General features: G+C 62.0%; 24 protein-coding genes and 5 tRNA genes. 12 read left to right on the plus strand and 17 right to left on the minus strand.

Annotation, left to right across the window (positions count from 1 at the left end; genetic code table 11):
• Positions 1 to 236: 236 nt before the first annotated feature.
• The 3 genes from clpP to ACFPN2_RS34220 all read right to left on the minus strand — a co-directional run bounded on the left by clpP (position 237) and on the right by ACFPN2_RS34220 (position 2,424).
• Positions 237 to 866, minus strand: coding sequence for an ATP-dependent Clp endopeptidase proteolytic subunit ClpP (clpP, locus tag ACFPN2_RS34210; protein ID WP_380605145.1), 630 nt, complete (start codon positions 864 to 866; stop codon positions 237 to 239).
• A 132-nt stretch (positions 867 to 998) separates the two neighbouring features.
• On the minus strand, positions 999 to 2,291 hold the full coding sequence (gene tig / locus ACFPN2_RS34215) for a trigger factor (RefSeq protein WP_380605147.1): 1,293 nt from the start codon (positions 2,289 to 2,291) through the stop codon (positions 999 to 1,001).
• Between the two features lie 48 nt (positions 2,292 to 2,339).
• Positions 2,340 to 2,424, minus strand: a tRNA-Leu gene (locus ACFPN2_RS34220).
• A gap of 300 nt (positions 2,425 to 2,724) precedes the next feature.
• Here ACFPN2_RS34220 and ACFPN2_RS34225 point away from each other — a divergent pair.
• The gene (locus ACFPN2_RS34225; RefSeq protein WP_380605149.1) at positions 2,725 to 4,302 is read left to right on the plus strand and encodes a chitinase; all 1,578 of its coding nucleotides are present in this window, start codon (positions 2,725 to 2,727) and stop codon (positions 4,300 to 4,302) included.
• A gap of 290 nt (positions 4,303 to 4,592) precedes the next feature.
• Here the strand turns inward: ACFPN2_RS34225 and ACFPN2_RS34230 are convergent, their stop codons facing one another.
• Both ACFPN2_RS34230 and ACFPN2_RS34235 read right to left on the minus strand, forming a co-directional pair.
• A complete protein-coding gene (locus ACFPN2_RS34230; protein ID WP_380605151.1) occupies positions 4,593 to 5,483 on the minus strand; it encodes a dienelactone hydrolase family protein in 891 nt (296 codons plus the stop codon).
• 50 nt (positions 5,484 to 5,533) lie between these two features.
• Entirely contained in the window at positions 5,534 to 5,998 is a 465-nt protein-coding gene (locus ACFPN2_RS34235; RefSeq protein ID WP_380605153.1) for a rhodanese-like domain-containing protein, read from the minus strand.
• A gap of 227 nt (positions 5,999 to 6,225) precedes the next feature.
• Here ACFPN2_RS34235 and ACFPN2_RS34240 point away from each other — a divergent pair, with 227 nt between their 5' ends.
• On the plus strand, positions 6,226 to 7,341 hold the full coding sequence (locus ACFPN2_RS34240; RefSeq protein WP_380605155.1) for a sigma-54 interaction domain-containing protein: 1,116 nt from the start codon (positions 6,226 to 6,228) through the stop codon (positions 7,339 to 7,341).
• A 94-nt stretch (positions 7,342 to 7,435) separates the two neighbouring features.
• On the opposite strand, the gene ACFPN2_RS34245 is transcribed toward ACFPN2_RS34240, so the two are convergent.
• The 5 genes from ACFPN2_RS34245 to ACFPN2_RS34265 all read right to left on the minus strand — a co-directional run bounded on the left by ACFPN2_RS34245 (position 7,436) and on the right by ACFPN2_RS34265 (position 11,348).
• The gene (locus tag ACFPN2_RS34245) at positions 7,436 to 8,458 is read right to left on the minus strand and encodes a sulfate ABC transporter substrate-binding protein (protein WP_380605157.1); all 1,023 of its coding nucleotides are present in this window, start codon (positions 8,456 to 8,458) and stop codon (positions 7,436 to 7,438) included.
• Positions 8,459 to 8,625: 167 nt separating this feature from the next.
• Positions 8,626 to 9,756, minus strand: coding sequence for an amidohydrolase family protein (locus ACFPN2_RS34250; RefSeq protein WP_380605159.1), 1,131 nt, complete (start codon positions 9,754 to 9,756; stop codon positions 8,626 to 8,628).
• 50 nt (positions 9,757 to 9,806) lie between these two features.
• Entirely contained in the window at positions 9,807 to 10,037 is a 231-nt protein-coding gene (locus ACFPN2_RS34255) for a hypothetical protein (RefSeq protein WP_380605161.1), read from the minus strand.
• A gap of 92 nt (positions 10,038 to 10,129) precedes the next feature.
• Positions 10,130 to 10,921, minus strand: coding sequence for a siderophore-interacting protein (locus ACFPN2_RS34260; RefSeq protein ID WP_380605163.1), 792 nt, complete (start codon positions 10,919 to 10,921; stop codon positions 10,130 to 10,132).
• Positions 10,914 to 11,348 (minus strand): PadR family transcriptional regulator, encoded by a 435-nt coding sequence (locus tag ACFPN2_RS34265; protein WP_380605165.1) that lies wholly within the window; start codon positions 11,346 to 11,348, stop codon positions 10,914 to 10,916. The genes ACFPN2_RS34260 and ACFPN2_RS34265 overlap by 8 nt, the downstream gene beginning before the upstream one ends.
• Positions 11,349 to 11,723: 375 nt before the next feature.
• Here ACFPN2_RS34265 and ACFPN2_RS34270 point away from each other — a divergent pair, with 375 nt between their 5' ends.
• Positions 11,724 to 12,473 carry a sulfite exporter TauE/SafE family protein gene (locus ACFPN2_RS34270; RefSeq protein WP_380605167.1) on the plus strand — a complete coding sequence of 250 codons (750 nt, stop codon included), beginning with the start codon at positions 11,724 to 11,726 and terminating at the stop codon, positions 12,471 to 12,473.
• 1 nt (position 12,474) lies between these two features.
• On the opposite strand, the gene ACFPN2_RS34275 is transcribed toward ACFPN2_RS34270, so the two are convergent.
• From ACFPN2_RS34275 to ACFPN2_RS34285, 3 genes are read right to left on the minus strand one after another with little or no spacing between them, the layout of a single operon-like run.
• Complete coding sequence (locus tag ACFPN2_RS34275) at positions 12,475 to 12,597, minus strand: hypothetical protein (protein WP_380605169.1); 123 nt, start codon at positions 12,595 to 12,597, stop codon at positions 12,475 to 12,477.
• A 35-nt stretch (positions 12,598 to 12,632) separates the two neighbouring features.
• Positions 12,633 to 12,836 (minus strand): hypothetical protein, encoded by a 204-nt coding sequence (locus tag ACFPN2_RS34280; protein ID WP_380605171.1) that lies wholly within the window; start codon positions 12,834 to 12,836, stop codon positions 12,633 to 12,635.
• Complete coding sequence (locus tag ACFPN2_RS34285) at positions 12,833 to 12,979, minus strand: hypothetical protein (RefSeq protein ID WP_380605173.1); 147 nt, start codon at positions 12,977 to 12,979, stop codon at positions 12,833 to 12,835. Before ACFPN2_RS34285 ends, ACFPN2_RS34280 begins: the two co-directional genes overlap by 4 nt.
• A gap of 223 nt (positions 12,980 to 13,202) precedes the next feature.
• On the opposite strand from ACFPN2_RS34285, the gene ACFPN2_RS34290 reads away from it, so the two are divergent.
• From ACFPN2_RS34290 to ACFPN2_RS34300, 3 genes are all read left to right on the plus strand, one after another.
• A tRNA-Pro gene (locus tag ACFPN2_RS34290) sits at positions 13,203 to 13,279 on the plus strand.
• Between the two features lie 20 nt (positions 13,280 to 13,299).
• Positions 13,300 to 13,376, plus strand: a tRNA-Arg gene (locus ACFPN2_RS34295).
• A gap of 103 nt (positions 13,377 to 13,479) precedes the next feature.
• Positions 13,480 to 14,634, plus strand: coding sequence for a helix-turn-helix transcriptional regulator (locus tag ACFPN2_RS34300; protein ID WP_380605175.1), 1,155 nt, complete (start codon positions 13,480 to 13,482; stop codon positions 14,632 to 14,634).
• Here the strand turns inward: ACFPN2_RS34300 and ACFPN2_RS34305 are convergent.
• Entirely contained in the window at positions 14,631 to 16,511 is a 1,881-nt protein-coding gene (locus ACFPN2_RS34305; RefSeq protein ID WP_380605177.1) for a Cif family virulence factor, read from the minus strand. The two genes, ACFPN2_RS34300 and ACFPN2_RS34305, sit on opposite strands and share 4 nt — an antisense overlap.
• A 179-nt stretch (positions 16,512 to 16,690) precedes the next feature.
• A complete protein-coding gene (locus ACFPN2_RS34310; RefSeq protein ID WP_380605179.1) occupies positions 16,691 to 17,491 on the minus strand; it encodes an AraC family transcriptional regulator in 801 nt (266 codons plus the stop codon).
• A 77-nt stretch (positions 17,492 to 17,568) separates the two neighbouring features.
• Here ACFPN2_RS34310 and ACFPN2_RS34315 point away from each other — a divergent pair, with 77 nt between their 5' ends.
• The 6 genes from ACFPN2_RS34315 to ACFPN2_RS34340 all read left to right on the plus strand — a co-directional run bounded on the left by ACFPN2_RS34315 (position 17,569) and on the right by ACFPN2_RS34340 (position 22,683).
• On the plus strand, positions 17,569 to 19,596 hold the full coding sequence (locus ACFPN2_RS34315; protein WP_380605181.1) for an FUSC family protein: 2,028 nt from the start codon (positions 17,569 to 17,571) through the stop codon (positions 19,594 to 19,596).
• Positions 19,593 to 19,790 carry a DUF1656 domain-containing protein gene (locus tag ACFPN2_RS34320; RefSeq protein WP_380605183.1) on the plus strand — a complete coding sequence of 66 codons (198 nt, stop codon included), beginning with the start codon at positions 19,593 to 19,595 and terminating at the stop codon, positions 19,788 to 19,790. The genes ACFPN2_RS34315 and ACFPN2_RS34320 overlap by 4 nt, the downstream gene beginning before the upstream one ends.
• Complete coding sequence (locus ACFPN2_RS34325) at positions 19,787 to 20,692, plus strand: HlyD family secretion protein (RefSeq protein WP_380605185.1); 906 nt, start codon at positions 19,787 to 19,789, stop codon at positions 20,690 to 20,692. Before ACFPN2_RS34320 ends, ACFPN2_RS34325 begins: the two co-directional genes overlap by 4 nt.
• Positions 20,689 to 22,083 carry a TolC family protein gene (locus ACFPN2_RS34330; protein ID WP_380605187.1) on the plus strand — a complete coding sequence of 465 codons (1,395 nt, stop codon included), beginning with the start codon at positions 20,689 to 20,691 and terminating at the stop codon, positions 22,081 to 22,083. The genes ACFPN2_RS34325 and ACFPN2_RS34330 overlap by 4 nt, the downstream gene beginning before the upstream one ends.
• A gap of 316 nt (positions 22,084 to 22,399) precedes the next feature.
• A tRNA-His gene (locus ACFPN2_RS34335) sits at positions 22,400 to 22,475 on the plus strand.
• Between the two features lie 132 nt (positions 22,476 to 22,607).
• Positions 22,608 to 22,683 (plus strand) — tRNA-Lys (locus ACFPN2_RS34340).
• Between the two features lie 403 nt (positions 22,684 to 23,086).
• On the opposite strand, the gene ACFPN2_RS34345 is transcribed toward ACFPN2_RS34340, so the two are convergent.
• A complete protein-coding gene (locus ACFPN2_RS34345; RefSeq protein ID WP_380605189.1) occupies positions 23,087 to 23,350 on the minus strand; it encodes an integrase core domain-containing protein in 264 nt (87 codons plus the stop codon).
• A gap of 124 nt (positions 23,351 to 23,474) precedes the next feature.
• Positions 23,475 to 24,167, minus strand: coding sequence for a helix-turn-helix domain-containing protein (locus ACFPN2_RS34350; protein ID WP_380606790.1), 693 nt, complete (start codon positions 24,165 to 24,167; stop codon positions 23,475 to 23,477).
• Between the last annotated feature and the right edge of the window lie 55 nt (positions 24,168 to 24,222).

Genomic DNA, 24,222 nt, shown 5'->3' on the forward strand with positions numbered 1-24,222 from the left:
CGAAAACCGGGACGAATCAGACACTTCTTCATGTCCCAGCGTGTTACGAAATCGCGTCACGGTCGCGACACTATTGCGTCCGGGCTATATAGCACGCGCCGCCATCAGGCTGCAAAGACGCCCTTTCCGGCCTTTCCGCAGGCTTCTCCCCTGCTAGAAAGAACAGGGAAACCCCTACCGGAATCGCCCTGCCTGTGCCATGTATGAGGCCGTCGGCGACGGCCTTCAATGGCTCTTTAGCGCCCGCCCGCCGCGGCCGCCACCAGGGCCGGCTCGCCCCGCTTTTCCATCACGCGGTCGATCAGACCATAGGCCACCGCGGCCTCGCCGCCCATGAAATTGTCACGGTCGGTGTCCTTGCCAATGCGCTCGACCGTCTGGCCGGTGTGCTTGGACAGAATACGGTTCAGACGCTCGCGGGTTTCCAGCACCTCGCGGGCGTGGATGTCGATGTCCGAAGCCTGGCCCTGAAAGCCCGCCAGCGGCTGGTGAATCATCATGCGGGAGTGCGGCAGCGCATAGCGCTTGCCCTTGGCGCCACCCGCCAGTAGCACCGCGCCCATGCTCGCCGCCTGGCCGACGCACATGGTGCTCACGTCCGGCTTGATGAACTGCATGGTGTCGTAAATGGACAGGCCGGCGCTGACCGAGCCGCCCGGCGAGTTGATATACAGCGAAATGTCCTTGTCGGGATTTTCCGATTCCAGGAACAGCAGCTGCGCCACCACCAGGTTCGCCATGTGGTCCTCGATCGGACCGACGATGAAAATCACGCGCTCTTTCAGCAGCCGCGAGTAGATGTCATAAGCGCGTTCGCCGCGAGCGGTCTGCTCGACGACCATCGGGACAAGGTTCATGGTGGCCATCTATGGTTGCTGCTTTTACTAAACGATGAAGAAAGCGGGACAGCGATGTGTGGGGTCTAGTTTAGAAGAGGCAAGTGCCCCTGCAATAGCGACCGCCGCACGGCGCTCCCGCTTTCGGCCCGGGAGAGCGGATTACGCGCCGAAATTCATGATTTCCTTGAAGCTCGACGCCTTGTCCGCGACCTGGGCGCGCTGCGCCAGCCAGTCGATCACCTGATCTTCCAGCACCGCCGCTTCCATCTGCCGACGGAACTGCGGGTTGGCGCGGTACTGCTGCAGAGCCTGACCCTGGTCAGGATACTGCGCGGCCAGCTCTTCGAAACGGGTTTGCACCTGGGCCTGGTCGACCTGGATGTTGGCGTTACGGATGATCTCGCCGATCAACAGCGACAGCGCCACACGACGGCGCGCCGGCTCCTGGAAACCATCCGGCGGCGGAATCTGCGAAGCGTCGCGGGCGCCCATGCGACGGGCCGCGTCGAGCTGCAGCTCGCGCACCTGGGCGTCGACCATGGACTTCGGCAGCTCGATCGGATTGGCGGCCAGCAGGCCGTCCAGGATCTGCTTCTTGACGCGAGCCTTGATGGCCTCGCCCAGCTCACGCTCCATGTTTTCCTGAACTTCGGAGCGCAGGCGCTCGATGCCGCCCTCTTCCACGCCGTAGACCTTGGCGAATTCCTCGTTCAGCTCAGGCAGCTGACGCTCTTCGACCTTGTGCACGGTGATAGCAAATTTGGCCTGTTTGCCGGCCAGATTGGCGGCGTAGGTGGCCGGGAAGGTCATCTCGATGTCCTTCTTGTCGCCCGCCTTGGTACCGCGCAGCCCGGCTTCGAAATCGGCCAGCATGCGGCCGGCGCCCAGATCGATGGGGAAATTCTCGGCCTTGCCGCCTTCGAACGGCACGCCGTCGATGGTGCCTTCGAAATCGATGGTAACGCGGTCGGTGTCGCGCGCTTCACGCTCCACGGCGTTGTAGCTCGGACGCTGTTCGCGCAGGTTCTGAATCATGGCATCCACGTCGGCGACGCTGACCGTCGCGGCCGGACGCTCGACGCTCAGGCTCTCGACGCCTTTGATCTCGATCTGCGGGATAACCTCGAAGATCGCGGCATATTTCAGGTCCGCGCCCTGCTCGAGATTGATCGGCTCGATGCGCGGGCCGCCGGCCGGCGTGAGCTTTTCCTGGACAACGGCTTCGTTGAACGTGCTCTGCATGACATCGCCCAGCACTTCCTGCCGGACCTGCTGGCCGAACTGCTGGCGCACCACTTTCACCGGCACTTTGCCCGGGCGGAAGCCCTTCAGGCGCACCGTGCGGCTCATGCGCTGCAGCCGCTCGTCGACGGCCTTTTCGACGCGCTCGGCCGGAACCTGCACTTCCATCCGACGCTCCAGGGCGCCGGTCGATTCAACTGAAACCTGCATGGTCGAAACCTGCCTCAAGTCACGAATGAGTAATGTCGTTGCGACAACTGGTGCGAAAGGAGGGACTCGAACCCTCACGGGGTTACCCACTGGAACCTAAATCCAGCGCGTCTACCAGTTCCGCCACTTTCGCGGTCCACCACCGCTGCGCCGTTGTTCGAGACCGCCATCGGCTCCCAACCCACACATATATATGAGGTTTGGGACCGGCTCGGCCGGCCTCCCCCGCAGGGGGCCGCGGAGTATACCCGAGCAGCCTCTGCCATTCGAGAACGCCGGAGAACCACCCCGAATCCGGCCCGATCCGCCGCCTGGGCGGCCAGACTGTCGCCATTCGGCCATGGCCAGGGCCACATCTGTTGGCCGAAGGGTGGCGAACCTCCAGAAGCCGCCGGCGCATCCCCCGCGCCGGGCTCGCCAATCAAGGATGTTCATGAACCCCACACTCGCTCGCAACCAACGCTGGTTGTTGTCGCTGCTGCTCCTGGCCGCGATGACGTTGTTCTTCTCCGTGTCGCACGCGCAATCGATTCCCGCGTGGGCGCCCAACACCGCGTATGCGGTCAACTCGAAGGTGACTTACCAAGGATCTGTTTATCAATGTCGTCAGGCTCACACCTCCCTCGTCACTTGGGAGCCGATCAATACACCGGCGCTGTGGCTGAACATCGGTGCTGATACTGGTGGCGGTGGCGGCGGTGGTGGTGACACTCAGGCGCCCACAGCGCCAAGGAATGTGAGAATCACTGGCACGACGTCATCGAGTGTTTCTCTCGCGTGGGATGCGGCGACCGATAACGTCGGCGTGACTCGTTATGACATCGTTCAGAATGCGGCGACGTTGACGGGCAGCGCTGCGACGACGTTTACCTCTTCAGGTCTGTCGCCCAGCACGACGTACACCTATTCCGTTCGCGCGCGTGACGCGGCCGGGAATTTATCTCCTGCGAGCAATCAGGTCAGCGCGACGACACTGCCCACCAACACTGGTGGCGGTGGCGGCGGCCCGGTGCCGGGACGCACGTTCGTCGGCTATTGGCACAACTTCGAGAATGGCTCCGGCTTCATCAAGCTGCGCGATGTGTCGCGTGACTTCGATGTGATCAATCTGTCGTTTGCTGAGTCGGCGCCGGGCAGTCGCTCGCTGATTCAGTTCGTTCCGGATACACGCACCTCGGCCGCGGAGATTCAGTCCGATGTGGCGTTGTTGAAGCGCGAAGGCAAGAAAGTGCTGCTGTCGATCGGCGGCGCCAACACGGTCGTCGAGCTGAACAATGAGACTGACAAACAGAACTTCATCAACTCGGTCGCGAATATCATCACGCTGTATGGGCTGAATGGCGTCGACATCGACTTCGAGGGCAGCTCCCTCAGTTTGAACGCGGGCGACCTGGATTTCCGCTCACCCACCACACCGAAGGTCGTCAATCTGATCTCGGCGCTGCGGACTTTGAAATCACGTTTCGGCAGCGATTTCATTTTGTCGATGGCGCCGGAAACGTTTTATGTGCAGGTAGGCTTCCAGGCGTACGGGGGCGCGGCTGGCGCGTATCTGCCCGTGATTCATGGCGTGCGTGACATTCTGACTTTTATTCACGTCCAGCATTACAACACTGGCACGGTGCTTGGGTTGGATGGTGTGGCCTACGCCTCCGCCACTGCCGACTTCCAAGTCGCGATGGCCGAGATGCTGATGACTGGCTTCCCTGTCGCGGGCAATCCCGATCGTTTCTTCCCAGCCTTGCGTCCCGACCAAGTCATGATCGGCCTACCTTCCTCCCCCCAAGCCGCCGGCAGCGGCTACACCCCGCCCGCTGAAGTTGCCAAAGCCATCAACTATCTCGTTCGCGGCCAATCGTTCGGCGGCCGCTACGTGCTGCGGAATCCTGGCGGCTATAACAACTTCCGCGGCGTGATGACGTTCTCGATCAACTGGGATCGGTTCAATGGGTTCGTATTCTCCCGCGGCGTGCGGCCGGTGTTGAATAGCCTGCCTGCTGTAACTCGCTAGCTGGACGGCGAGCTCGACGGCGCGGACATCAGTGGTCCGCGCCGCCCGGGCTGAAAGGTTTGTCTAAGTTGTCAGGCCGGGCATTGTCAAACGTTTGGCCTGCGTTGCCAGCTCAGGCGACGTTTGGCCGAACTTTGTCGGCTCAAGTGTCGCGGAACGTTTGTTTCAATTGGCCAGTGGTTGGCATGGCCGAACAGTCTGTCTCAGTTGCCGAAGAGGCCGCCAGAATGGCCGGCCTCTTCGCGTCGCAGACACAAAAAATAAACCTGTGGCCGCGTTATACGATGAGATCAGGAAGCCCGCAGGTTCTCTTTGAAGAACTCGATCGTTCGCTTCCACGCCAGATCCGCCGCTTCCTTGTTATATCTCGGCGTCGTGTCGTTGTTGAAGCCGTGCTGTGTGCCGGGATAGATGTACGCGATGTACTTCACCCCTGCCTTCTTCAACGCCTCTTCCGATGCCGGCCAGGCCGCGTTGATTCGCTCATCGGTCTCCGCGAACTGCAACAGCAAAGGCGCCTTGATATTCCCAGCCTCTTCCGGCGCCGGAGGCGTGCCATAGAAAGGCACGGCCGCGGCGAGATCGGGGACTTTGGTGGCGAGGAAGTTGGCGACGCCGCCGCCGTAGCAGAAGCCGGTGACGCCGACCTTGCCACTGCCGCCCGGCAACTTCTTCAGATAGGCGACCGCCGCGATGAAATCTTCACGCGTCTTGGCCTGATCCAATTTCTGGAACTGCTCACGCGCCTTATCCTCATCGCCCGGATACCCGCCGAGAGGAAACAACGCATCCGGCGCGAACGCGATGAAGTTCTCTAAAGCAACCCGTCGAGCCACATCCTCGATGTGAGGATTCAAGCCGCGGTTCTCGTGAACGACGAGCACAGTCGGCAGCTTGCCCTTCGCCGACGCAGGCTTCACCAGATAGCCCCGCAACTTGCCGTAGCCCGGCGCGGGAATCTCGACGTACTCGGCCTTGATGCGCGAATCCGTCGGAGTGATCTGCTGGGCTTCGGCGAACTTCGGATTGAGCGCCTCGAGAATGGCCGCGCCGCTCATGCCGGCGACGGCAAACGCGCCGGCACCGTCGATGAACTCACGTCGCGAGATCGCGCCATGCACATACTTATCGAACAGCTTCCAGACTTCGGGCGGAAATTTTTGGGCTTCGTTGTTGCTCATGGGCTGCCTTCACCTCGGGGAGAGTCCTGCGCTTGCGATCTATAACACAATCAGTGCTGGGTCGCCGCCTGTGCATTTTTCTGCTGTTCGGCCGGCGCTTTGGGCGCAATCTTGGTGAGCTTGCCACCCTCGGCTTCATAATTTTGCACGCCGACGCGGCCGACCACGTTGAAGCCCTTGGCGGCGAGCAGGTCGCCGGCCTTGCCGGCACGGCCCGCGTGGTTGGACACGGTCACGATCTTCCGGTCCTTGGGAATCCACGCCAGGCTCTTTTCCAGATCCGCCGCCTGAATGCTGAGATAAACCGGCAGACCGCCGATGGCCGTGAGCTCATCAGGACGCCGCAGGTCGATGATGAGCAACTGCTCCGGCTTGGCCAGCAGTTGATCGAACTGGGCACGCGACAGGACCGGCGTCTTCGACTCGTCCTTGCCTTGGGCGAACGCAACGGACGCAACGAGGCTGACCAGCAGCACGGACAGAGCGCGGAACGAAAACGAACGTGACACTCGCATGACAGACTCCGGCGGAAGTGAGGAAAGTCCGGGCAGTCTAAAAGCCGCTCACCGCGGGCGTGAGAGGTAACAATGCATTTACAGATAACGTTTCCGGCGAACGACCGACGACATTCGCAGTGACAAACCAGTCACGGTCCGATTGCTCATGAGCTGATATCGCCGCGCTCTTTGTGCATGAGTTGCGACTCATCAATACTGGGTGCGTCATCCACCCGCAGATTTTTATGAGCGATCCCCACGGACGTTTACTCGTGTATCCCGACGCCTCCGCTCATCCCACGTCGATCCGTGCCAAGGCGGCGATCTTCGCCGACCCGAAGTCGCGCACGCTGCTTCAGCAGCTGGATCGAGTGGCGCCGGCCGATGCGCCGGTGCTGATCGTTGGCGAGACCGGCACCGGCAAAGAGCTGGTCGCCCGTCACCTGCATTCGCAAAGCGGACGCAAAGGCGCCTTCGTTGCGGTGAACTGCGGCGCGCTGTCGCAATCGTTGGCGGAAGCGGAGCTGTTCGGTCATCAGGCCGGCTCGTTCACGGGCGCCAACGAAACCCGCGCCGGCTGGTTCGAGGCGGCGAATGGCGGCACGTTGTTTCTCGATGAGATCGGCGATCTGCCGTTGCCGCTACAAGTGAAATTGTTACGCGTTCTGCAGGAACGCGAAGTGGTTCGAGTCGGCTCGCGCAAAGCAATTCCGCTCGATGTGCGGCTGGTGGCCGCCACGAACGTCAATCTGCCCGAGGCCGTCACTGCAGGCCGCTTCCGCCTCGATCTCTACTATCGACTCAACGTCGCGACCTTCGAGCTGCCACCGCTGCGTGACCGCCACGGCGACATCATGCCGCTGGCCGAACATTTTCTATCCAAGTACAGCGAGAAGTTGCATGTGCGCCCACCTGTGCTGGGACTGGATACGCGTCGGGCGCTGCTCAGCTATGCCTGGCCGGGCAACATTCGTGAGCTGGAGAACGTCATTCACTTCGCGCTGCTGACAGCAGACGGCGATATTCGCCCGGAACATCTTCGCTTCGCAGCCGCGCCTCAAACGGCGGCGTTGGCGCCGGCGTTGAGCCCCATCGAAAACATTGCCGCGCAACTCGACAAACTGTTCGCGAGCACGCCGACCGAGTTGTATCAGTCGCTCGAAGAGTTGATCGTGCGGCGGGCGTTCTCTTACTGCAGCCAGAATCAGGTGCAGACGGCGCGCTTGCTGGGAATCTCACGCAACGTTCTGCGCACGTTGCTCAAGCGGCTCGGGCTCATCAGCCACGACGCGGCGGCTGACGAATATCCAGAGTTGCGATTGGTTCCAGCATCTGCCGAAACAGGCCGCGCGGTAAGCTAACTTGTCGCGTGCCGCCGCGCCGAAGGCACGGGCGGCATTGGATCGATCGAGGCGCCTACGATGTCGTCATCGCAGGCGCCTGACTTGCGCGCTATCAAGTCGTCGGCGAATAGATCTTGTCGAACACGCCGCCATCGGCGAAGTGCGTGGCTTGCGCTTTGGTCCAGCCGCCGAAGTCGGCGATGGTCACCAGCGTGCCGATCTTCGGGAACGTCTTGGCGTACTTCGCCAGGATCTGCGGATTGGTCGGGCGATAGTAATTCTTCGCCGCCACTTCCTGACCCGCATCGGTGTACAGATATTCGAGATACGCCTTGGCAACGGCGCTCGTGCCATGACGCTCGGCGTTCTTGTCGACCACAGCGACCGGCGGCTCGGCGAGCACGCTGACCGAGGGCGCGACGATTTCGAACTTGTCGGCGCCGAATTCCTTGAACGCGAGGAACGCTTCGTTCTCCCACGCAAGCAACACGTCACCCAGACCGCGCTGAGCAAACGTCGTGGTCGAGCCGCGAGCGCCGCTGTCCAGCACCGGCACATTCTTATAAAGCTTCTGCACGAAAGCCTGCGCCGTCGCGTCGTTGCCGCCCGGCTGTTTCAGCGCCCAGCCCCACGCGGCGAGATAGTTCCAACGCGCGCCACCCGACGTCTTCGGATTCGGCGTGATCACGGAGATGCCCGGCTTCACCAGATCGCCCCAATCCTTGATGCCCTTCGGGTTGCCCTTGCGCACCAGGAACACGATGGTCGAGGTGTAGGGGGAAGAGTTGTGCGGCAGGCGAGCCGCCCAATCGTCCGACAACAGCTTGGCATTCTTCGCAATGCCATCGATGTCCGCGGCCAGCGCGAGCGTCACGACGTCAGCTTGCAAGCCGTCGATCACCGAGCGCGCCTGCTTGCCGGAGCCGCCATGCGACTGCTTGACGATCAGCTTGTCGCCGGTCTTCTTTTCCCAGTAAGCGCCGAAGACCTTGTTGTATTCCTCGTAGAGCTCGCGGGTCGGATCGTAAGAAACATTGAGCAGCTCGACGTCCTTTGCCTGGACGGGACCGCCCAGCAGAGTGAGCGTCGCAGCCGCGGCGGCCAGCAGACTGCTATGGATGAAACGGCGTGACATGAAGGATCTCCGAAGTAGGGAGCCTGAGGTGAGCAACATGTGTGCCAGCGTAAAAGATCCCTGTTTGCCTGGCTTTTTCGCTGTTGTCCCGGGACCGGCTGTCCAGGAATCAGCAGCGATCTAAATCGAGTGCGTAAGACTCAGCAATTGTTACAACTACGTGACGATCAGCTGAGCCCTTTGGACGCCAGCAGTGCACGTGTGTTGTCGAAGTAAATGGTTTGCTTTTGCTCGGGTGTGAGCGTGGCATCGAGCGTATCGAGCGCCGGCCCGACATCGCCGCGATCTCCACCACCGACGCCATAGTCAGTGCCGAACAGAATGCGGTCCGCGCCGATCTTGTCGCACGCGTAGCGCACCCAGCCGGCATTGCGCACCGAGTACGGGCCAGTGTCGATATAAATCCGGCGCAGCTTCTGCAGCGGGTCCGCGACGCCGTTGGCCCGTGCCGCCGGGATGATGCTGTCAAACAAATGAGTGAAGAAGCCGCCGAGCATGATGATCTCGACGCTCACGTCCGGATACGGATCGAGGAAGTCCGTCAGCCCGAGCGTGATCGCGCCGGCCGCGAGATGTGAGTTGCTGATGAGATTCCAGCGCGCATAGGCGGTGTCTTCCGGCACGACCAACGGCGGCTGCCCCGGCACGCGATCGCTGGCCGGGCCGCGATGAATGAAGAAATGACTGTTGAGCTTCTGCGCCGTATCGAACAGCGGCTTCAACGTGCGTGCGCCCGCCAGCGTGGAGAACGCATTCAGCGGCAGCGAACCGCCGATGAATCCCAGCTCGCGATGCGCACGCGTCAATTCCTGCGCGGCCCACACTGGATCCGATGCCGGCAATGCCGCCACCGCAAGGAACTTCGGACGATTCTTCGAGACGACTTCAGCGAGCTCGTCGTTGAAAGCGCGATAGAGCGTGCGCTGCTCCTCGATCGGCAAGGTCGCATCGAAGCCCAACGCAACCGTGTGCGTGAGCAGCTGTCGTTGGATACCGTTCTTATCGAGATTCCGCAGACGCGCCTGGATATCCGACGGAGCAAACGCACCCGGCCCGCCGATCGCGGACACGGTCGTCGCGTTGTCGAGTTGAGTCACGCCGTCTGCGCCAGTCACCAACTTGGGTGGCTGCGTGCGCGTCGCGAGGAATTTCATTTCGGCACGCGACACGTAGTGACTGTGCCAATCGACCAACGCACGCGGCGCGCTGGCGGCAAAGAGTGGACGCGTATGCAGGCCTGCGGAAAGACTCGCAGTCGTAGCGAGCGCGCCGTTGAGAAACTGACGTCGATTGAACATGTGAACTTGCGCGCCGGGACCCGGCAGCGCCTCAGCTGATTCGATTTGTTTTAGATCAGAACGCTCGCGCCGGCAGCCGCGATGCCCGCCAATGCGACGGCAGAAAGAACAAACTTGCCGAGCAATGCGCCGAGACTGACGGTCGGCGTCGTATCCGGATGCGGCCGGCGCTCAGCCGCCTCCTCCTCGCGTGCCTCCAAGCGAAACTTGTGCACGTAGCCGTCGATCGGCACGCAGCCACGATAATCGCGCGGCGAAGTTGCTTGAGTCAGCGACTGCATGGATGGGCTCGCGGTCGGAACAGAGGCGGCAGTCTAGTCCCGGCCGGGTCACGAACTCAGTCGCGAGCCGGTTTCATTTCGGTTACGCCCTGTCAGTCGTCGACGACCACGTGCGAGCCGACCGCACCTCGCTGCCAATATCCCGCCGCTTTCACCCAACGCTTATCGAAGCCGCGCCCTTCGACCAGATATCGACGAATCGCACGGACCGCCTGCGTTTCGGTCGCCGCCCAGGCGAAGCAGCCTTCCTTCATGATCGGTAAATCATCCAACGCACCGAGCAGGGCCTCGCCTGTCACGGCATTTGGATCGGTTCGCGGCACCCACACGACTTGCAGATTGGCGCGACTCGACAACGGCAATTCAAACCCCGGCGCCACCTCGGCAACGACCACCGCATTCGTTCCTGCCGGCAGCTCCTCCAGGCGACGAGCGATGGCAGGCAATGCGGTCTCATCGCCAATCAGCAGATGCAGGCCGATGCCTTCCGTCGAGATGATGGCCGAGCCTCGCGGCCCACCGACGCCGAGCACGCTGCCGACTTTGGCATTGGCTGCCCAGGTCGTCGCCGGGCCATCGTCGTGAATCACGAAGTCGATCGCCAACACGCCGGCCTCGGCATCGAAGCGCCGCGGCGTGAAGTCACGCATGACTCTTTCCGACGCGCCCTCTGTGCCCGGCGGGGCGAGGTTCAACTCGCCGTCGGCGTTTGGAAAGATCAACTTGATGTGATCGTCGAAGCCGAGCGAAGTGAAGCCGCGCAGCTCGTCGCTCTTCACGGTGATTCGCTTCATCTTCGGCGCAATCGTTTCGACGTGCGCGACGGTCGTGCGCCGCAAGCGCACCTCGTGTCGCACTCGAGTGATATTCGGCGGGTTACTCATTATCACGCCCTTGTGAGATTTCCTCGGCGGCAGATTCGATGATCCTGCGCACGCGCTCGGTCTCTTCCTCGCTCCAGCCACCACGATGAAACATCAGCGCCGCTCGCAACGTATGCATGGCGTGATGAAGATCTTCTGGCGGCATTTCGCCCGACGCTGCACGCGCCGCCATTGCCATGCGCTTTCTCACGCTATTCAGCATGGCTTCGTTCTCGCGCAAGTAACGTCGACCTTCGTCGGTGATCTCGTACAACCGCTTGCTGCCTTCGGTCGTGGTGGAGCGCACATGACCCAGCTCTTCGAGCAGCGTCAGCGTGGGATAAACGGAACCGGGGCTCGGCGCGTACGAGCCGCCGAACTGGGTCTCGAGCTCTTTGATCAGCTCATAACCGTGGCGCTGCTTCTCTTCAATTAAGGAGAGCAGCATCAATCGCAAGTCGCCAGGCCCGAACCGGCGACCGCCGCCCCCGCCCCCGCGTCCGAAACCGCCTCGGCCGCCGGGGCCGCCGAAAAACATACCGCGCGGTCCGCCGCCGCCACCTCGACCGCCCCAGTGCCCGCAATGGTGCCCGTGATGATGGCGCTCGAAACCCTCGCCCCATTGGGCAAAAAACCTTCTATGAAACATGAATTTAAACCTTTATTGGCTCTTGAGTACGAAACAAACGATATATCGTTTCAATGTATCTTTCAAGACCATCTTTCGTTCTGATACCTCGTAAGAGCCGGCCGTGCGCTCCCTCATGGCAAGATGCGCGCCCCGAACAACCATCGAGTTCGCGCTCCTGACGAGCGGTCGTTCATGCTCACCGATCCCACGTTTTATCTACTCGCCATCCCGGCAGTCATCCTGCTCGGCCTTGCGAAAGGCGGCTTCGCCGGTGTCGGCGCCATCGCCCTGCCCTTGCTCGCGCTCAGAATTTCTCCGGTGCAGGCGGCCGCGATCCTGCTCCCGGTGCTGGTCGTGCAGGACGCGGTGGGTGTGTGGGCCTTTCGAAAGAATTGGGATCGCGAGGTGCTGGCGTTGATGATTCCGTCCGCGATGGTCGGCATCGTCGCGGCCTACTTCCTGGCCGCAAAAGTGTCCGCGACCGTCGTGCTCGCGGTACTCGGTGCGATCTCAGTCGTGTTCGCGTGCTATCGCTTGTGGATTTCTCGCGGCGGTCGCGTGCCCGTTTCCAGCAATGCGCCTCGCGCACTCGGCGCGGCCCTTGGCTTTGCATCGGGATTCACATCGCAAGTCGCGCACGCGGGCCAGCCTCCTTTTCAAATGTGGGTGCTGCCGAAGGGCCTGTCGCCTCAGGTGCTGGTGGGAACCACGGCGATCTTTTTCGCGGTGATCAATCTGTTCAAGATTCCTGCGTACGTGGCGCTCGGGCAATTCACGCACGAGAACCTCACCGCCGCGGCGGTGCTGATACCGCTCGCGATCGCATCGACTCTGCTCGGCGTCTGGCTGGTTCGGCGCGTCAACGCCGAGCGGTTCATCACTATTATTTATGTGTTGATGATCGTGGTCGGCCTGGAGCTGCTGTTCAAGGCATTGCGCTGAGTTACTTCGGCGTCGACGCCGCGGATTGAGTGCCCGCGATGATCCTGTTCGACTCGGCGATGCCGCGAGCTTCGGTCACGCGGATGTCCGCTTCCTTCTGCGCGATCTGCGTCTGCACTTCCATGGCTTCGAGCCGCTTCTGATTCGCGACGGCATTGATCAGCGAATCGAGCTTGGCGACTTCTTCGTACGCCGTCTTACGCGCGACACGGTGATATCCATGTCCTGCAGCGACAGGTTGTCGCGCGCTTTGGGCGTAAGGTGGGTTAGATCGAGCGCGACTTCCTTCGCGGTGAATTCATCGGCCCGCGAAATCATCGGCCACTTCATGAACACGTCGGGCGTGACTTCGTCCCGACTCATGACCCCGAGCGTGGTCCGCACCCGACGTTGCCGGTCGCGATCGTGCCAAACACGCCACCCAGCACCAGCACGGCCACCAGGATCAGCAGCACTAGCGATCCCCCCTGGCGGATCAGCGCGCTCCCCGGGAAATTGCCTTTCATTTGTATCGCCACGATCTGGCGAGCGGAGCGCAAACGCCCCGCGGCCCCGCCACCGTGATTGAAGTCATGGCCATCCCGGCCTCTGCTCGCGCCGCAGCTCGGGCGACAGCCGCCCGCACACCGCGGTGTAACTCAATATTTTCCAGCACTCTCAATTATTTAGCGCGAAAGTAGCGTGTTGTAGTAGCCACCTGACGCCAAGCTGTTAACATGCGCGTCCCGTCGGGGCATGGCGCAGTCTGGTAGCGCATCTGCTTTGGGAGCAGAGGGTCGCAGGTTCGAATCCTGCTGCCCCGACCATTTTCCTTCCCGGACGCCACGCGCCCGTAGCTCAGCTGGATAGAGCATCGGCCTTCTAAGCCGGTGGTCGGGGGTTCGAGTCCCTCCGGGCGCGCCATTCATCGAGGCGCTATCAGCCCGATCCGCCGACACTCGAGCGACAAAGGATTTGATTTCTCAACTGGTGCACGGCGCCAGCCGCGTCGCTAGTATTGCGGCGCATGCTCGAACAATACAACGCATTGGTTCTGCAGATTTATGAAGGTGCCACGGACGCGTCCGCCTGGACGCGGATCGTCGCCGCCGTTGCAGAGTATCTGGAGGCCGAAAAGGGCCTGCTGCTGACACCCTTCGACTCGCCCGCCAAGGGCGGCTTTATTTTTCCATACGGTATCGGCCAGCATCACATCGAATTGTGGAAGTCGAGATATCTGCCCGAAGACCTGTGGGCGCGGCGGATGGTCGAGCGCGGCCTGTTCTACGAGGGCAACGTGGTACTCGGGCGAGATATCGCGACGAGGGAGGAACTGCTCGAGTCGACGTGGTATCGCGAGTTTCTTTCGGAGATGGATATTTTCCAGTTCATCTCCGGGATCGTGTTCACGGCCGGGCGCCCCAGCGTGCCCGCCACCGGCTTGCCCTTCTATAGGGGAGTCGACTCGCCTCCCTTCGAAGAGGAACATCGGGAGCGGCTGAGACTGCTGATGCCGCACATCACGCGTTCGCTGGGCGTGATGTTCAAGCTACGCGACGCGGACTTCCGGGTCGCCGCGTCTTTGGAGGCGTTGAATCGCATCCGACAGGGCATTCTGCTGCTGGACCAAAGGGGTTGCGTCTGTTTTGCCAATACCATGGCCGAGCAGATCCTGCAGCGGAACGACGGCTTGTCGCTCGGAGAGATCGAAGGCTCCGATCGCACTCTCGACACCGTTGATTCGCTCGCACAGGCCGCACTGGAGCGCGCCATCCAGGCCGCCATTTCAGCACCGCAGGCCGACGGAACACACCATACGCAAACCGTCCTGGTCCGTCGTACTTCGGAGGCCACTCACTACATCGTGCAGGTCTCCTACTTGCCCGAGACGAACCCCTACCATCTCGGCGCGTCTGCTCCCCGAGCGGTCGTCTTCATCAAGGCCGATACACTCGTGTCGCAGCCGGAGCCTGGACTGCTCCAGCGCGTGTACAGTCTCACGCCGGCTGAAGTCCGTGCCGCGCTCGCCCTGTGCGACGGCGACAGCCTCGATGCTGTCGCCGCGCACCTCAACGTGACACTCAACACGCTCAAGACTCATCTGAAGAGCATCTACGCCAAGACAGCAGTCGACAGTCGCGCTGCCCTGACGAAGCTGATGCTCTCCCTGGCGCAAGGCTAGTTGTAGATAGTCATGAACGAGCGCCGGGCGGCGTCATACGTGATGACGCGAAGGCTGCGCCACGCGATCGGGTCCGTCGGCGCCGTCAGCGTGAAGTTCTCGCTGAGCACGCCTTCTGCGGAAGCGTGCGTCCACGCGTCGGCCTCCTGCCGTTCGCCGTTCGCCGTGCCGATGGTGAAGATCACGTCGGCATAGTTTGTCGGATTCACACCCGACGCGACGATGGACAACGCGCCCCCGTTGTAGCTCGCGAGAGCTGCGGCGGATGCCGGCGAGGTGATCGTGGGGAATTTGTCACTGGCGACGGCTTCCGTCACAGTCAGCGGCCGCTTGTCGATGTTCAGCACGTAAGCACCATGAGCGAAGGCGCCAGGATTGTTGATGCCTCCGGGCAAGTTCACGCGGCTGCCATTCTCATCGTAGGCCACAGCGAGATACGCCGCGCCGTCCGGAATTCCGGTAATCGCGGCCTCCGGTACCGGCTGAGTCGAAGCGCAGCTGTTGCCCATCACGTACAGGTTGCCCGACTGCCCGAGAATCGGCCACCAGCCGCCGAGCTCGGGCCGAACGTAGCGAACGCCACCTTGCGGCAGCCCCGGACCGTAGACCACCACCTGGTTGAAGTCGACAGTGCCGTTGTTGGACGGATCGAAGTCCTCCATATAGAACTCGATGCCGGTGGAAACGCAGGCGGCCCCGCCCTGAGCGGTCGTGCTGCGAATGGCGCTGACATGGGTCGACATCTCCATTACCTGGCGATTGCCGTGCAAGCGCCAAGTGCCGTCCTGGCCCTTGCGCAACTGGAAGTTGCGGATGCGGTCCATCTCCCGACCTTCGGCGTCCTTGGCGGTGAAGTCCACGATGGCGTAGACGTTCGCCAGATCGTCGTAATTGATCCGCTTGATGTCCGCGTCGGTGAAGGTCAGCCCCACCGCGGAGGTGTCAGTTGCCATCCCGGCGGCGAACGTCGGGCCATCGTTATCCTCGAACAGGAAGTTGGACGTGAGCGTCGCTTCGATGCTCGCGGCGGGAGGCAGGCTGGTCGCGAACAGGGAAGAAAAGTTCGCCAGCGCGTTCTTGATGAGCGCCACGTCGCTCGCGCCGTCGCTCAGGCCCGAGGTTTCGGTCAGCTGCGGAGGACTGGCCTCGCCCGCGGCCGAAACCTTCAGATCGTCCTGCAGCTGCTGCTGGGTCACGATGTTGGTGATCGTGGCAACCAGCGAGTCCGTGTCGACGGTCACGCGAAGCACGTCGAGCGCCGAGTCGAGCGCGCTTTCGAGAGGGGTGAACTGCGTACGCAGCAGGTCGACGCTGGCAGCGACGCCGAGCGCCTGCAATACCGGCAGCAGCTTCTCTTTGAGCTTGGCCGCCTCTGCATCGAGCGCATCCTTGCTCACCGAACCAAAGTTGCCGTTATCGAAATAGTTGCTCGCGATCTGTCCGGCGATGTTGTTGACGACCAGATCCGTGAGCTGGGTGATGTTGATCGTGCCGTTGACGTCGGCGGCAGCAGCAGCCGAGTGAACGACGTACTCTCGGCCGTTCGCAAAGCCCGCGGCCCGAAATACGAACGGCGCCGTCATGCCGGCGACATCCACGGAGTACGCGCCATTGACGCCGATCTGAACCGTCTTTGTCGCGCCCAGTGCGTCCTTGACCGTCACGGTGCCGACGAGCGGCGCACCGACGGCAGCCACACCCGTGAACTCGCTGGTGGTCGGTGTGGACGGCGGCGGATTCGAAGGCGGATTGGTCGAGGGCGGTGGCTGAGTAACGACCGGCGGCGCCGATTCGGATTGACCGCCGCCCCCTCCTCCGCAACCACTCAGCGTCAGGGCCACGACGCCCGCAATGAGCGTCCGATTCAAATTATTCATCTCGAACATCGGCTGCAAATCTCCCCAAGCGGCTGATTGCCGCGAGCTGGGAGAAGGCTAGAACCGCGCGCGTCTCCGCCACCTCACCCGTTCAGGTGAGACTTCCAGCCGCTGTGACGTCTGCACGCATCGATGAGCTTGGGTTGAGATCCACTTCACGCGCCACAGACGTTTGCTATTTACGTCTTGAGCGGCGCCTTGCGTTGCGCGAAGTACTGAGCAGGGGTGCTGCCCACAGCTTTCTTGAACATCGTGATGAAAGCGTTGACCGACTCATAGCCCAGCTCGGCCGCGACATTCTGCACCGTTGCGCCGCCGGCAAGATCCCTGAGCGCGACGAGAAGGTGCAGTTGTTGCCGCCAGCGCCCGAATGTCAGGCCCGTTTCCCGCACCATCAAGCGGGTCAACGATCTCTCGCTCATCGCTACGCGCTTGGCCCATTCTCCCAACGTGGCGCGGTCGGAAGGTTCTATCGTCAGGGCATCTGCCATCGCACGGATCTTCGGATCGCCGGAGACCGGTAGATTGAAGTGTTCGAGCGGCATCTCGGCCAGCTCGTCCAGAACCACCCTCGCAAGCCGGGCAGCATGACTGTCCGGACGATAATCCGCGCGCTCGCGAGCCAACCGATCGATCAGTTCCCGGATCAGCGGAGAGATCCAAAGAGTGCAACAGTCCGCGGGCAGGCTCGCCGCTGCCGGCTCCACGAATAAATAATTGAGACGGGCATTCTCGGTCGCCCTGGCGCTGTGGGGCACTCCGCCGGGAATCCACACTCCACAGTTGGGTGGAACAATCCAGATCTGGCTGCCCGCAGTACAGGTCACTGCTCCGTGCAGCGTAAGAATCAACTGGCCTTTGCGATGCGCGTGCATCGGCACTTCCGCCTCGTGATCCGCGAAGTCGAGCCGATGCGCGACCGCCGGCAGTGACGTGAGATCGGGGTCGAATGCCGAGACGGCGGATCGCGATCGAGGCATACGATTGGCCGGATTTAGGTACTTGCTGACGGAGCACCGAATTTATTCGATTCCGCCAATCTCTAACAATAGACGGCATGAAAGCCGATGCGGACGCACTACTGTTTTCAATGAAGAGCTTCGCCGCGGCGATGCTGGCCTACTACATTTCGCTCTGCATCGGGCTGCCCAAGCCTTACTGGGCCATCGTCACCGTATATATCGTTTCCCAGACCTCCGCGGGCGCGTCTCTCAGCCGCGGCGTCTATCGCTTCCTCGGAACATTCATCGGCGCGGCGGCGACAGTGGCCATCGTCCCGAATTTCGTGAACGATCCCCTTGCATGCAGCGTGATCCTCGCGTGCTGGATCGGTCTGTGCCTTTATGTCTCACTACTGGATCGCACTCCACGAGCTTATGCGTACGTTCTGGCGGGCTACACCGCGAGCTTGATCGGCTTCCCATGCGTGCTCGATCCCGGCGCGGTCTTTGAAACCGCATCGGTGCGCGTCCAGGAAATCTCGATCGGGATTCTCTGCGCCGTCCTGATCCATCGCTTCGTCGTGCCGAAGCCCATGACGAGCCAGTTCCTGACCAAGCTGTCGACGACGCTCAACGACGCCCGTCGAATGGCAAACGATGCGCTTCGCGGAGCGCCGCAAGAGAAATCCCGTCGCGACCGCAATCAGCTCGCAGCCGATCTGCTCGCCCTGCAGGGGCTTGCGACCTATCTGCCCTACGACCCGGCCCCGGCGACACCGGCTCGCGAGAAGCTGCAGCTGATTCACGATCGTCTCGCCCGACTACTGCCGCTTGCGACGGAAATAGAGGACCGGCTTCATGCCCTCAACATTCGCGACCATGACACACCCGAAGAGTTGACCGCTTTGCTGGGCGACGTCGAGACCTGGATCACAGCGGCCGGCGCGACCGAGCGCGAGCTCGTCGCAGTCCAGTTGATTGAGCGCGCGAGGATGCTTCAGGCACGTATCGGAACAAACATCGCCGCACATGGCGATCTGCTCGCCGCCAATCTCGCGGGCCACCTCGCCGAGATGATCGAGCTGTTGCACGACTGCGATCGGCTCGGACGGGACATCGCGACTGCCGGCCAGTCGCGCGAAGTCACATTGCTTCGTTGGCGGAAGCGCCCGACAGGCTACGTCTATCACCGCGACAGCTTGATGGCCGCTCGCGCCGCGTCGGGCGCCATCGTCGGCATCGTCATCGGGTGCGCCTTCTGGATCTGGTCGGCTTGGCCGGACGGCGCGCTGGCAGTCTCGGTGCTCGGCGTGTGCTGTGCTCTGCTCGGAAACGTCGACGCGCCCGCGCCGAATGTCGTCAAGTTCCTGGTCGGCTCGACCTATGCCGTCGCGATCAGCCTTATCTATAGCTTCGTCATCCTCCCCCGCGTGACGGAGTTCGCCGTTCTTGTCGCGGTACTCGCGCCGGCATTCCTACTCGCCGGTTCCATTCAAGCGCGTCCCCCAACAACGTTGATGGCGCTCGGCATCACCCTTACGACGCCGATCCTCTGCGGACTGGGCACGACCTACACCGGCGACTTTGCCATGTTCCTCAACAGTGCCGTCGCGCTGTTTGCAGGAACCGGGTTCGCAGTAGTGAGCATGACTGCGCTCCAGACCGTCCCGGTCGACGCCGCAATCAACCGCCTGCTTCGAGTGAGTCGCCGCGATGTCAGTCGGCGCGCCTGTGGTAGTGCGCCCGAGGAAGCGCACTGGACGAGTCTCATGATCGATCGGACGGCGCTGCTGCTGCCAAGGCTGCGGGTGTCTGACGCTTCTTATGCGGACGTGCTCGACGACACCGTGTACCACCTTCGCGTGGGCCATGCCGTGGATCAGCTTCGCCGGGCAGTCGAGCACCTGGAAGGTGACCTCGGCGATGAGGCGCGAGAACTGCTTCTTGCGACTGCTGCACGCTTCAGCGCCAGGCGACAGACGAAACCTGTCGAAGCGCTCGCTCTCAACCGACGCATCGAGACACTGATGACGTTGTTCGCCGGCAGCTCCCTCCCGGAACGCTCGCGATTGCTCGACATACTCATCGACCTGCGGTTCGCCCTGAACCCAGGTGGCGCGACGCATGAGGAGCGCGACTCATGATTGTCGATTTCTATATTGGAGGCGTCCTCATACCCGGTCTGCTGGTAATCGCGGTCCTCGCACTTGTCGCCACCATCGCGGCGATCCGCCTCCTGCGCGTGCTGGACATCTATCGATTGTTTGCCTACCGACCGCTGGTCGAGCTCGCCGCCTTCACCATCATCTACAGCCTGATCGTGCAGTACCTCCGATGAAGTCCGTTCTATCTCTACTTGGCCGCTACGCCCTGACTCTGTGCCTCGTCACGTTCGCCTGTTTGATCGCGCTGCCTGTGTGGAAGCGATACGAGCAAACACCTTGGACGCGCGATGGGCGTGTGCGCGCGGACATTGTTCGTGTATCGACCGACGTTGGAGGACTCGTAACGCAAGTTCTGGTTCGCGACAACGAGAGAGTCCAACTCGGGCAGCTCCTGATTGTGTTGGATCGCCCACGCATCGCCGCGACGGTCGAGCGCGCGGACGCCGCAATCGCGGAAGCTCAGGCGCAGTTGGAGCAAGCGCGCAAGGAAGCGAGACGAGACGCCGCGTTAGGTGAGCTCGTGGCAACCGAGGCCCGCGAACAGAATGTCGCTCGCGTCAGGACATCGCAAGCGGCGCTCAAGCGCGCTCTCGCCGATCGAGGCGTCGCAGCTATCGACATGCAGCGAACGGAAATCCGGGCGACCGTCAACGGCGTCGTCACCAATCTGGACATTCATCCGGGAGACTATCTCGCTGCCGGGACGCAGGCGATGGCTCTCGTCGATACCGCCTCACTGCGCATCGAGGGCTATTTCGAAGAGACCAAGCTTCATCAGGTGGCCATCGGCGATCGCGCGACAGTCCGGCTGATGGGCGAGGATGCCGAGATCACCGGCCACGTCGAGAGCATTGCTGCCGCCATTGCCGACGATCAGCGCGGCGAAGCGGGCAATCTTCTGCCGAAGATCGCTCCGACCTACTCTTGGGTCAGACTCGCCCAGCGCATCCCGGTTCGCATCTGCATCGATCGTGTTCCTGCCGGCAGCCGGCTGATCGCTGGCAGAACTGCCACCGTCGAAATCGTTTCCTCCAGCGCCAAGCCTGCTGCCGTCGCGCCGAGGACTCGGTCATGAATCGTACCTTCGCGTTGTTTCCTACGCTGCTGCTGGTCGGCTGCGTGGCAGGGCCGAACTATCGTGTCCCACCCACTGCCGTCCTCAACGATCCGAACATCAGCACGCCGTTCCTGGGCCAAGACGATGCGCGCATGAGCCAAGGGGAACTGCCGGCGCGATGGTGGCGGCTCTATGGCGATCCCAAACTCGACTCCTATGTGGAAGAGGCGCTGGCGGCAAATACCGATTTGCGCGCCGCCGACGCGAACCTGCGTCGTGCCACGGCGATCGTTCACGAGGCCGAGGCCGCTCGCACGATGCGAACCAACATCTCCGGCCAGGCGGTCGGCACGCGCGTTGCCGGCCCGGCCGACGGTCTGCCTGCACCCTTCAGCTACTCGATGGAGTTTGCTCTCAGTTACCCGCTAGACCTTGCGGGAACCATCCATCGCGGCGTCGAGGCAGCCAATGCGCAAGCAGAGGCGACTCTGGCCGCGCGCGACCAAGTGCGCGTCCTCGTCGCCGCCGCCGTCACGCGCAACTATGCACGGGTCTGCACCTCGAACATAACGCTGGCCGCCGCACGCCATGTCGTTGAGATCCAGAAATCGACGCTTGAGGTGGCCACCCGTCTGACCCAAAGCGGCCGCGGCACTCAGTTCGACGTCGACCGAGCTGGCGCGGCTGTCCATGTGAACAACGCGGCCATTCCCGATATCCTGGCCGAACGAAAGGCCGCGCTGTACGAACTAGCCGCGCTGATGGGGCGCACGCCCGCCGATTACCCAAAGGAAGTGGAAACTTGCGACGTCGCGCCCGCCCTCAATCGCCCAATACCCGTCGGCGATGGCGCGATGCTGATCAAGCGACGCCCCGATATCAGAAGCGCTGAACGACTCCTGGCGGCGGCAACGGCCACGATCGGCATCGAGGAAGCTGAGCTCTATCCAAAGATCAGCATCGGTGGATTCGCGGGCACGGCGGGACCCGCCGACGAATTCCTGAAGTCCGCGTCGTTTGGCTTCAGTGTCGGCCCGCTCGTCTCCTGGTCGTTTCCAAATAGGAAGGCGGTGCGCGCCCGAATCGAGCAGGCAGGCGCCGACGCGGATGGCGCCCTTGCCAGCTTCGATGGCTCGGTGCTGCTGGCCGTCCAGCAGGCGGAAACTGCGCTTGCGGCTTACGCATACGCCCGCGATCGTCTGAACGAGCTGGAACTGGCCGCCACAGCCGCCGGCAGGGCAAGCGATGACGCGGAGAAACTCCAGCGCTTCGGCCGCACGCCATTTCTGGACGTGCTCAACGCGCAGGCCAGTTTCGCAGATGCCCAGACAAGCTTGTCCGCGGCACGCGCGAACCTTATCGATCGCCAGATCGACCTGTTCCTCGCGCTGGGCGGAGGTTGGGAATGAACCCCACACAGAGCGCGCTATCGAGGCTTCAGTCCGGGTGGTTGGGGTCTTTTGCGGGGGTCCGTCTTTTAGATAAACGCCCTACAAAATCACCCTATTTTTCACCCACTTGTGCGCTCGAGCTTGTGCCTTCCAACTTGGCCGCGCCGGGGTCGATCGGCTTCCAAGCCGGCGGTCGGGGGTTCAAGCCCCTCGGGGTGTGCTCGAACTTCCTCCACCATCTAGTGTTCGCGCCGAGTTCGTATATACTCTGCGCCCCGCACGGCCGGGGCCCTCTTGCAGGGTCGGCGAGCGGGAGCCACTATCGAATGCAATGGTGGACGTAGCTCAGTTGGTAGAGCCCCGGATTGTGATTCCGGTCGTCGTGGGTTCGAGCCCCATCGTCCACCCCACTCGATGAAGCGATTGGATCGCTTGATTGAAGCGATGCTGCGTTGGGTAGTTTGGAAAGTTCTGTTACACTTTTACGTCTTCGTAGACGGCGCCGGACATCCTGTCCTCTACGCCGCACACCACGATCACGTGGGCTGTTAGCTCAATTGGTAGAGCAGCTGACTCTTAATCAGTTGGTTATAGGTTCGAGTCCTATACGGCCCACCACTTTTCCCGTTTGAACTCCGCGAGTTACGAATTCGAGGCGACTACGAAATTCCCGCCTCTATAAAATTGGCTATAAAATTCGTTTCGGCAAAAACGAGTTCAGCTGGCGGTTCGACGCAACAACCTCATAAAGGTGAGCCGGCGAACAGCGTTGGAATTGCGTTCCGGCGAGCACCGCGCTCTCACGCGGTCCCACGGTGATTCAGCGTGACCACTTTGGGCCGGTGGGCGCGATGACGATGTGCCGCCACGCGTTGTTCACGCTGGCCTGCGGCGGCCGTTCTGCCCGACTCGGTCGAGCGACGATGCCGCTTCTCAAATCTCGGAAATGGGCGAATTCGACGGTGCGATCCCTGCCGTCCGCAATAACCTCGTCTGACCGTTCTTGGCTGGGTCGATTTGTTCACACGCACGCCAGCGAGTACTCGTGGTGCAGTCCGCAGAGTATTGCTTTGGCATGAACCGAGCGAAAGTCGTCGAGTCGATGCCGAGACGTCGACAATGGAACACGCGAATTCGCGGGAGGATCGGGAACGCCTGGGCCCAACGCTGTGTGCGGACGTCCGCGGTTGTAATGTGTCACCCAAGCTTTGAGCGTCTGACGCAGATTCTCTTCAGAGAGCGGAATGATCCAGTCCAAACATTCTCTGCGAATCGTCCCAATCACGCGCTCGCAGATGGAATTTGCTTTGGGATTGCGCGGCGGGCTCTTCTACACCCGCAGACCCAGCCGCCGTATGGATTCATCCAATTCGGCCGAGAAGATGGCGTCGCGATCATGCAGCAGGTACTCATCGCTCCTCGTATCCCACTACCTCTCGCAGTTGCTGCCGCGTCCACTGCGCCGTCGGATGCGACGTCACGTTGAAGTGAATGAGTCGGCGGCTGTGGTGTTCGATGACGACGGGCACGTACAGCACTCGGAACGTGCTCGTCACCGCGACAAGGAAATCACAAGCGATCACTCCCCGTGCGTGGTTGCGAAGAAAGGTTGACCATCGCTGACCTCCCCTCGGCCGACCCGGCGTCCGTCGCGGCATGTACTTCGCCACCGTGCGCGGCGACACGCGAAGACCGAGCTTCACCAGCAACTCGTTCGCGATCCGCTCTTGACCCCACACGGGATTCTCGGCTGCCATTCGTCGGATCAGATCGCGAAGTTCCTTCGGAATCGACGGCCGTCCAGCTCGCGACTTCCATCGCCAAAAGAGCTTGAAGCCCGCTCTGTGCCAACCGATTAGCGTCTCCGGCCGCACCACCACCAGAGCGCTACGCCAGTCGAAACAGCGCGACAACAGCGCCAATCTCATTCGGGTTGTCGCATCCACCCGCCTCGGCTTCACCCCGCGTTCGCGGTACAGCGCCAGCTGCCGCCGCAGAAAGAGTATCTCTGCCTCCAACGACTCGCGCGGCCGAAGCACGAGCCCGCACCACAGGATCAGATCCCAGGTCAGTCGGACGATCGTGGAGAACGCGCTCAGCACGCCATGATCATGCCACAGTTGCGCGGGCCGGCCATCTCAGAGGCCATCATCGAAT

The organism is Steroidobacter flavus (genome assembly GCF_042651805.1).
Taxonomy (GTDB): Bacteria; Pseudomonadota; Gammaproteobacteria; order Steroidobacterales; family Steroidobacteraceae; genus Steroidobacter; species Steroidobacter flavus.

Bases quoted from the DNA above. Each gene is read 5' to 3' on its own strand.
- clpP (WP_380605145.1), bottom strand. From the start codon at position 866: ATGGCCACCATGAACCTTGTCCCGATGGTCGTCGAGCAGACCGCTCGC.
- tig (WP_380605147.1), bottom strand. From the start codon at position 2,291: ATGCAGGTTTCAGTTGAATCGACCGGCGCCCTGGAGCGTCGGATGGAA.
- ACFPN2_RS34225 (WP_380605149.1), top strand. From the start codon at position 2,725: ATGAACCCCACACTCGCTCGCAACCAACGCTGGTTGTTGTCGCTGCTG.
- ACFPN2_RS34230 (WP_380605151.1), bottom strand. From the start codon at position 5,483: ATGAGCAACAACGAAGCCCAAAAATTTCCGCCCGAAGTCTGGAAGCTG.
- ACFPN2_RS34235 (WP_380605153.1), bottom strand. From the start codon at position 5,998: ATGCGAGTGTCACGTTCGTTTTCGTTCCGCGCTCTGTCCGTGCTGCTG.
- ACFPN2_RS34240 (WP_380605155.1), top strand. From the start codon at position 6,226: ATGAGCGATCCCCACGGACGTTTACTCGTGTATCCCGACGCCTCCGCT.
- ACFPN2_RS34245 (WP_380605157.1), bottom strand. From the start codon at position 8,458: ATGTCACGCCGTTTCATCCATAGCAGTCTGCTGGCCGCCGCGGCTGCG.
- ACFPN2_RS34250 (WP_380605159.1), bottom strand. From the start codon at position 9,756: ATGTTCAATCGACGTCAGTTTCTCAACGGCGCGCTCGCTACGACTGCG.
- ACFPN2_RS34255 (WP_380605161.1), bottom strand. From the start codon at position 10,037: ATGCAGTCGCTGACTCAAGCAACTTCGCCGCGCGATTATCGTGGCTGC.
- ACFPN2_RS34260 (WP_380605163.1), bottom strand. From the start codon at position 10,921: ATGAGTAACCCGCCGAATATCACTCGAGTGCGACACGAGGTGCGCTTG.
- ACFPN2_RS34265 (WP_380605165.1), bottom strand. From the start codon at position 11,348: ATGCTGCTCTCCTTAATTGAAGAGAAGCAGCGCCACGGTTATGAGCTG.
- ACFPN2_RS34270 (WP_380605167.1), top strand. From the start codon at position 11,724: ATGCTCACCGATCCCACGTTTTATCTACTCGCCATCCCGGCAGTCATC.
- ACFPN2_RS34275 (WP_380605169.1), bottom strand. From the start codon at position 12,597: ATGGAAGTGCAGACGCAGATCGCGCAGAAGGAAGCGGACATCCGCGTG.
- ACFPN2_RS34280 (WP_380605171.1), bottom strand. From the start codon at position 12,836: ATGAGTCGGGACGAAGTCACGCCCGACGTGTTCATGAAGTGGCCGATG.
- ACFPN2_RS34285 (WP_380605173.1), bottom strand. From the start codon at position 12,979: ATGAAAGGCAATTTCCCGGGGAGCGCGCTGATCCGCCAGGGGGGATCG.
- ACFPN2_RS34300 (WP_380605175.1), top strand. From the start codon at position 13,480: ATGCTCGAACAATACAACGCATTGGTTCTGCAGATTTATGAAGGTGCC.
- ACFPN2_RS34305 (WP_380605177.1), bottom strand. From the start codon at position 16,511: ATGAATAATTTGAATCGGACGCTCATTGCGGGCGTCGTGGCCCTGACG.
- ACFPN2_RS34310 (WP_380605179.1), bottom strand. From the start codon at position 17,491: ATGCCTCGATCGCGATCCGCCGTCTCGGCATTCGACCCCGATCTCACG.
- ACFPN2_RS34315 (WP_380605181.1), top strand. From the start codon at position 17,569: ATGAAAGCCGATGCGGACGCACTACTGTTTTCAATGAAGAGCTTCGCC.
- ACFPN2_RS34320 (WP_380605183.1), top strand. From the start codon at position 19,593: ATGATTGTCGATTTCTATATTGGAGGCGTCCTCATACCCGGTCTGCTG.
- ACFPN2_RS34325 (WP_380605185.1), top strand. From the start codon at position 19,787: ATGAAGTCCGTTCTATCTCTACTTGGCCGCTACGCCCTGACTCTGTGC.
- ACFPN2_RS34330 (WP_380605187.1), top strand. From the start codon at position 20,689: ATGAATCGTACCTTCGCGTTGTTTCCTACGCTGCTGCTGGTCGGCTGC.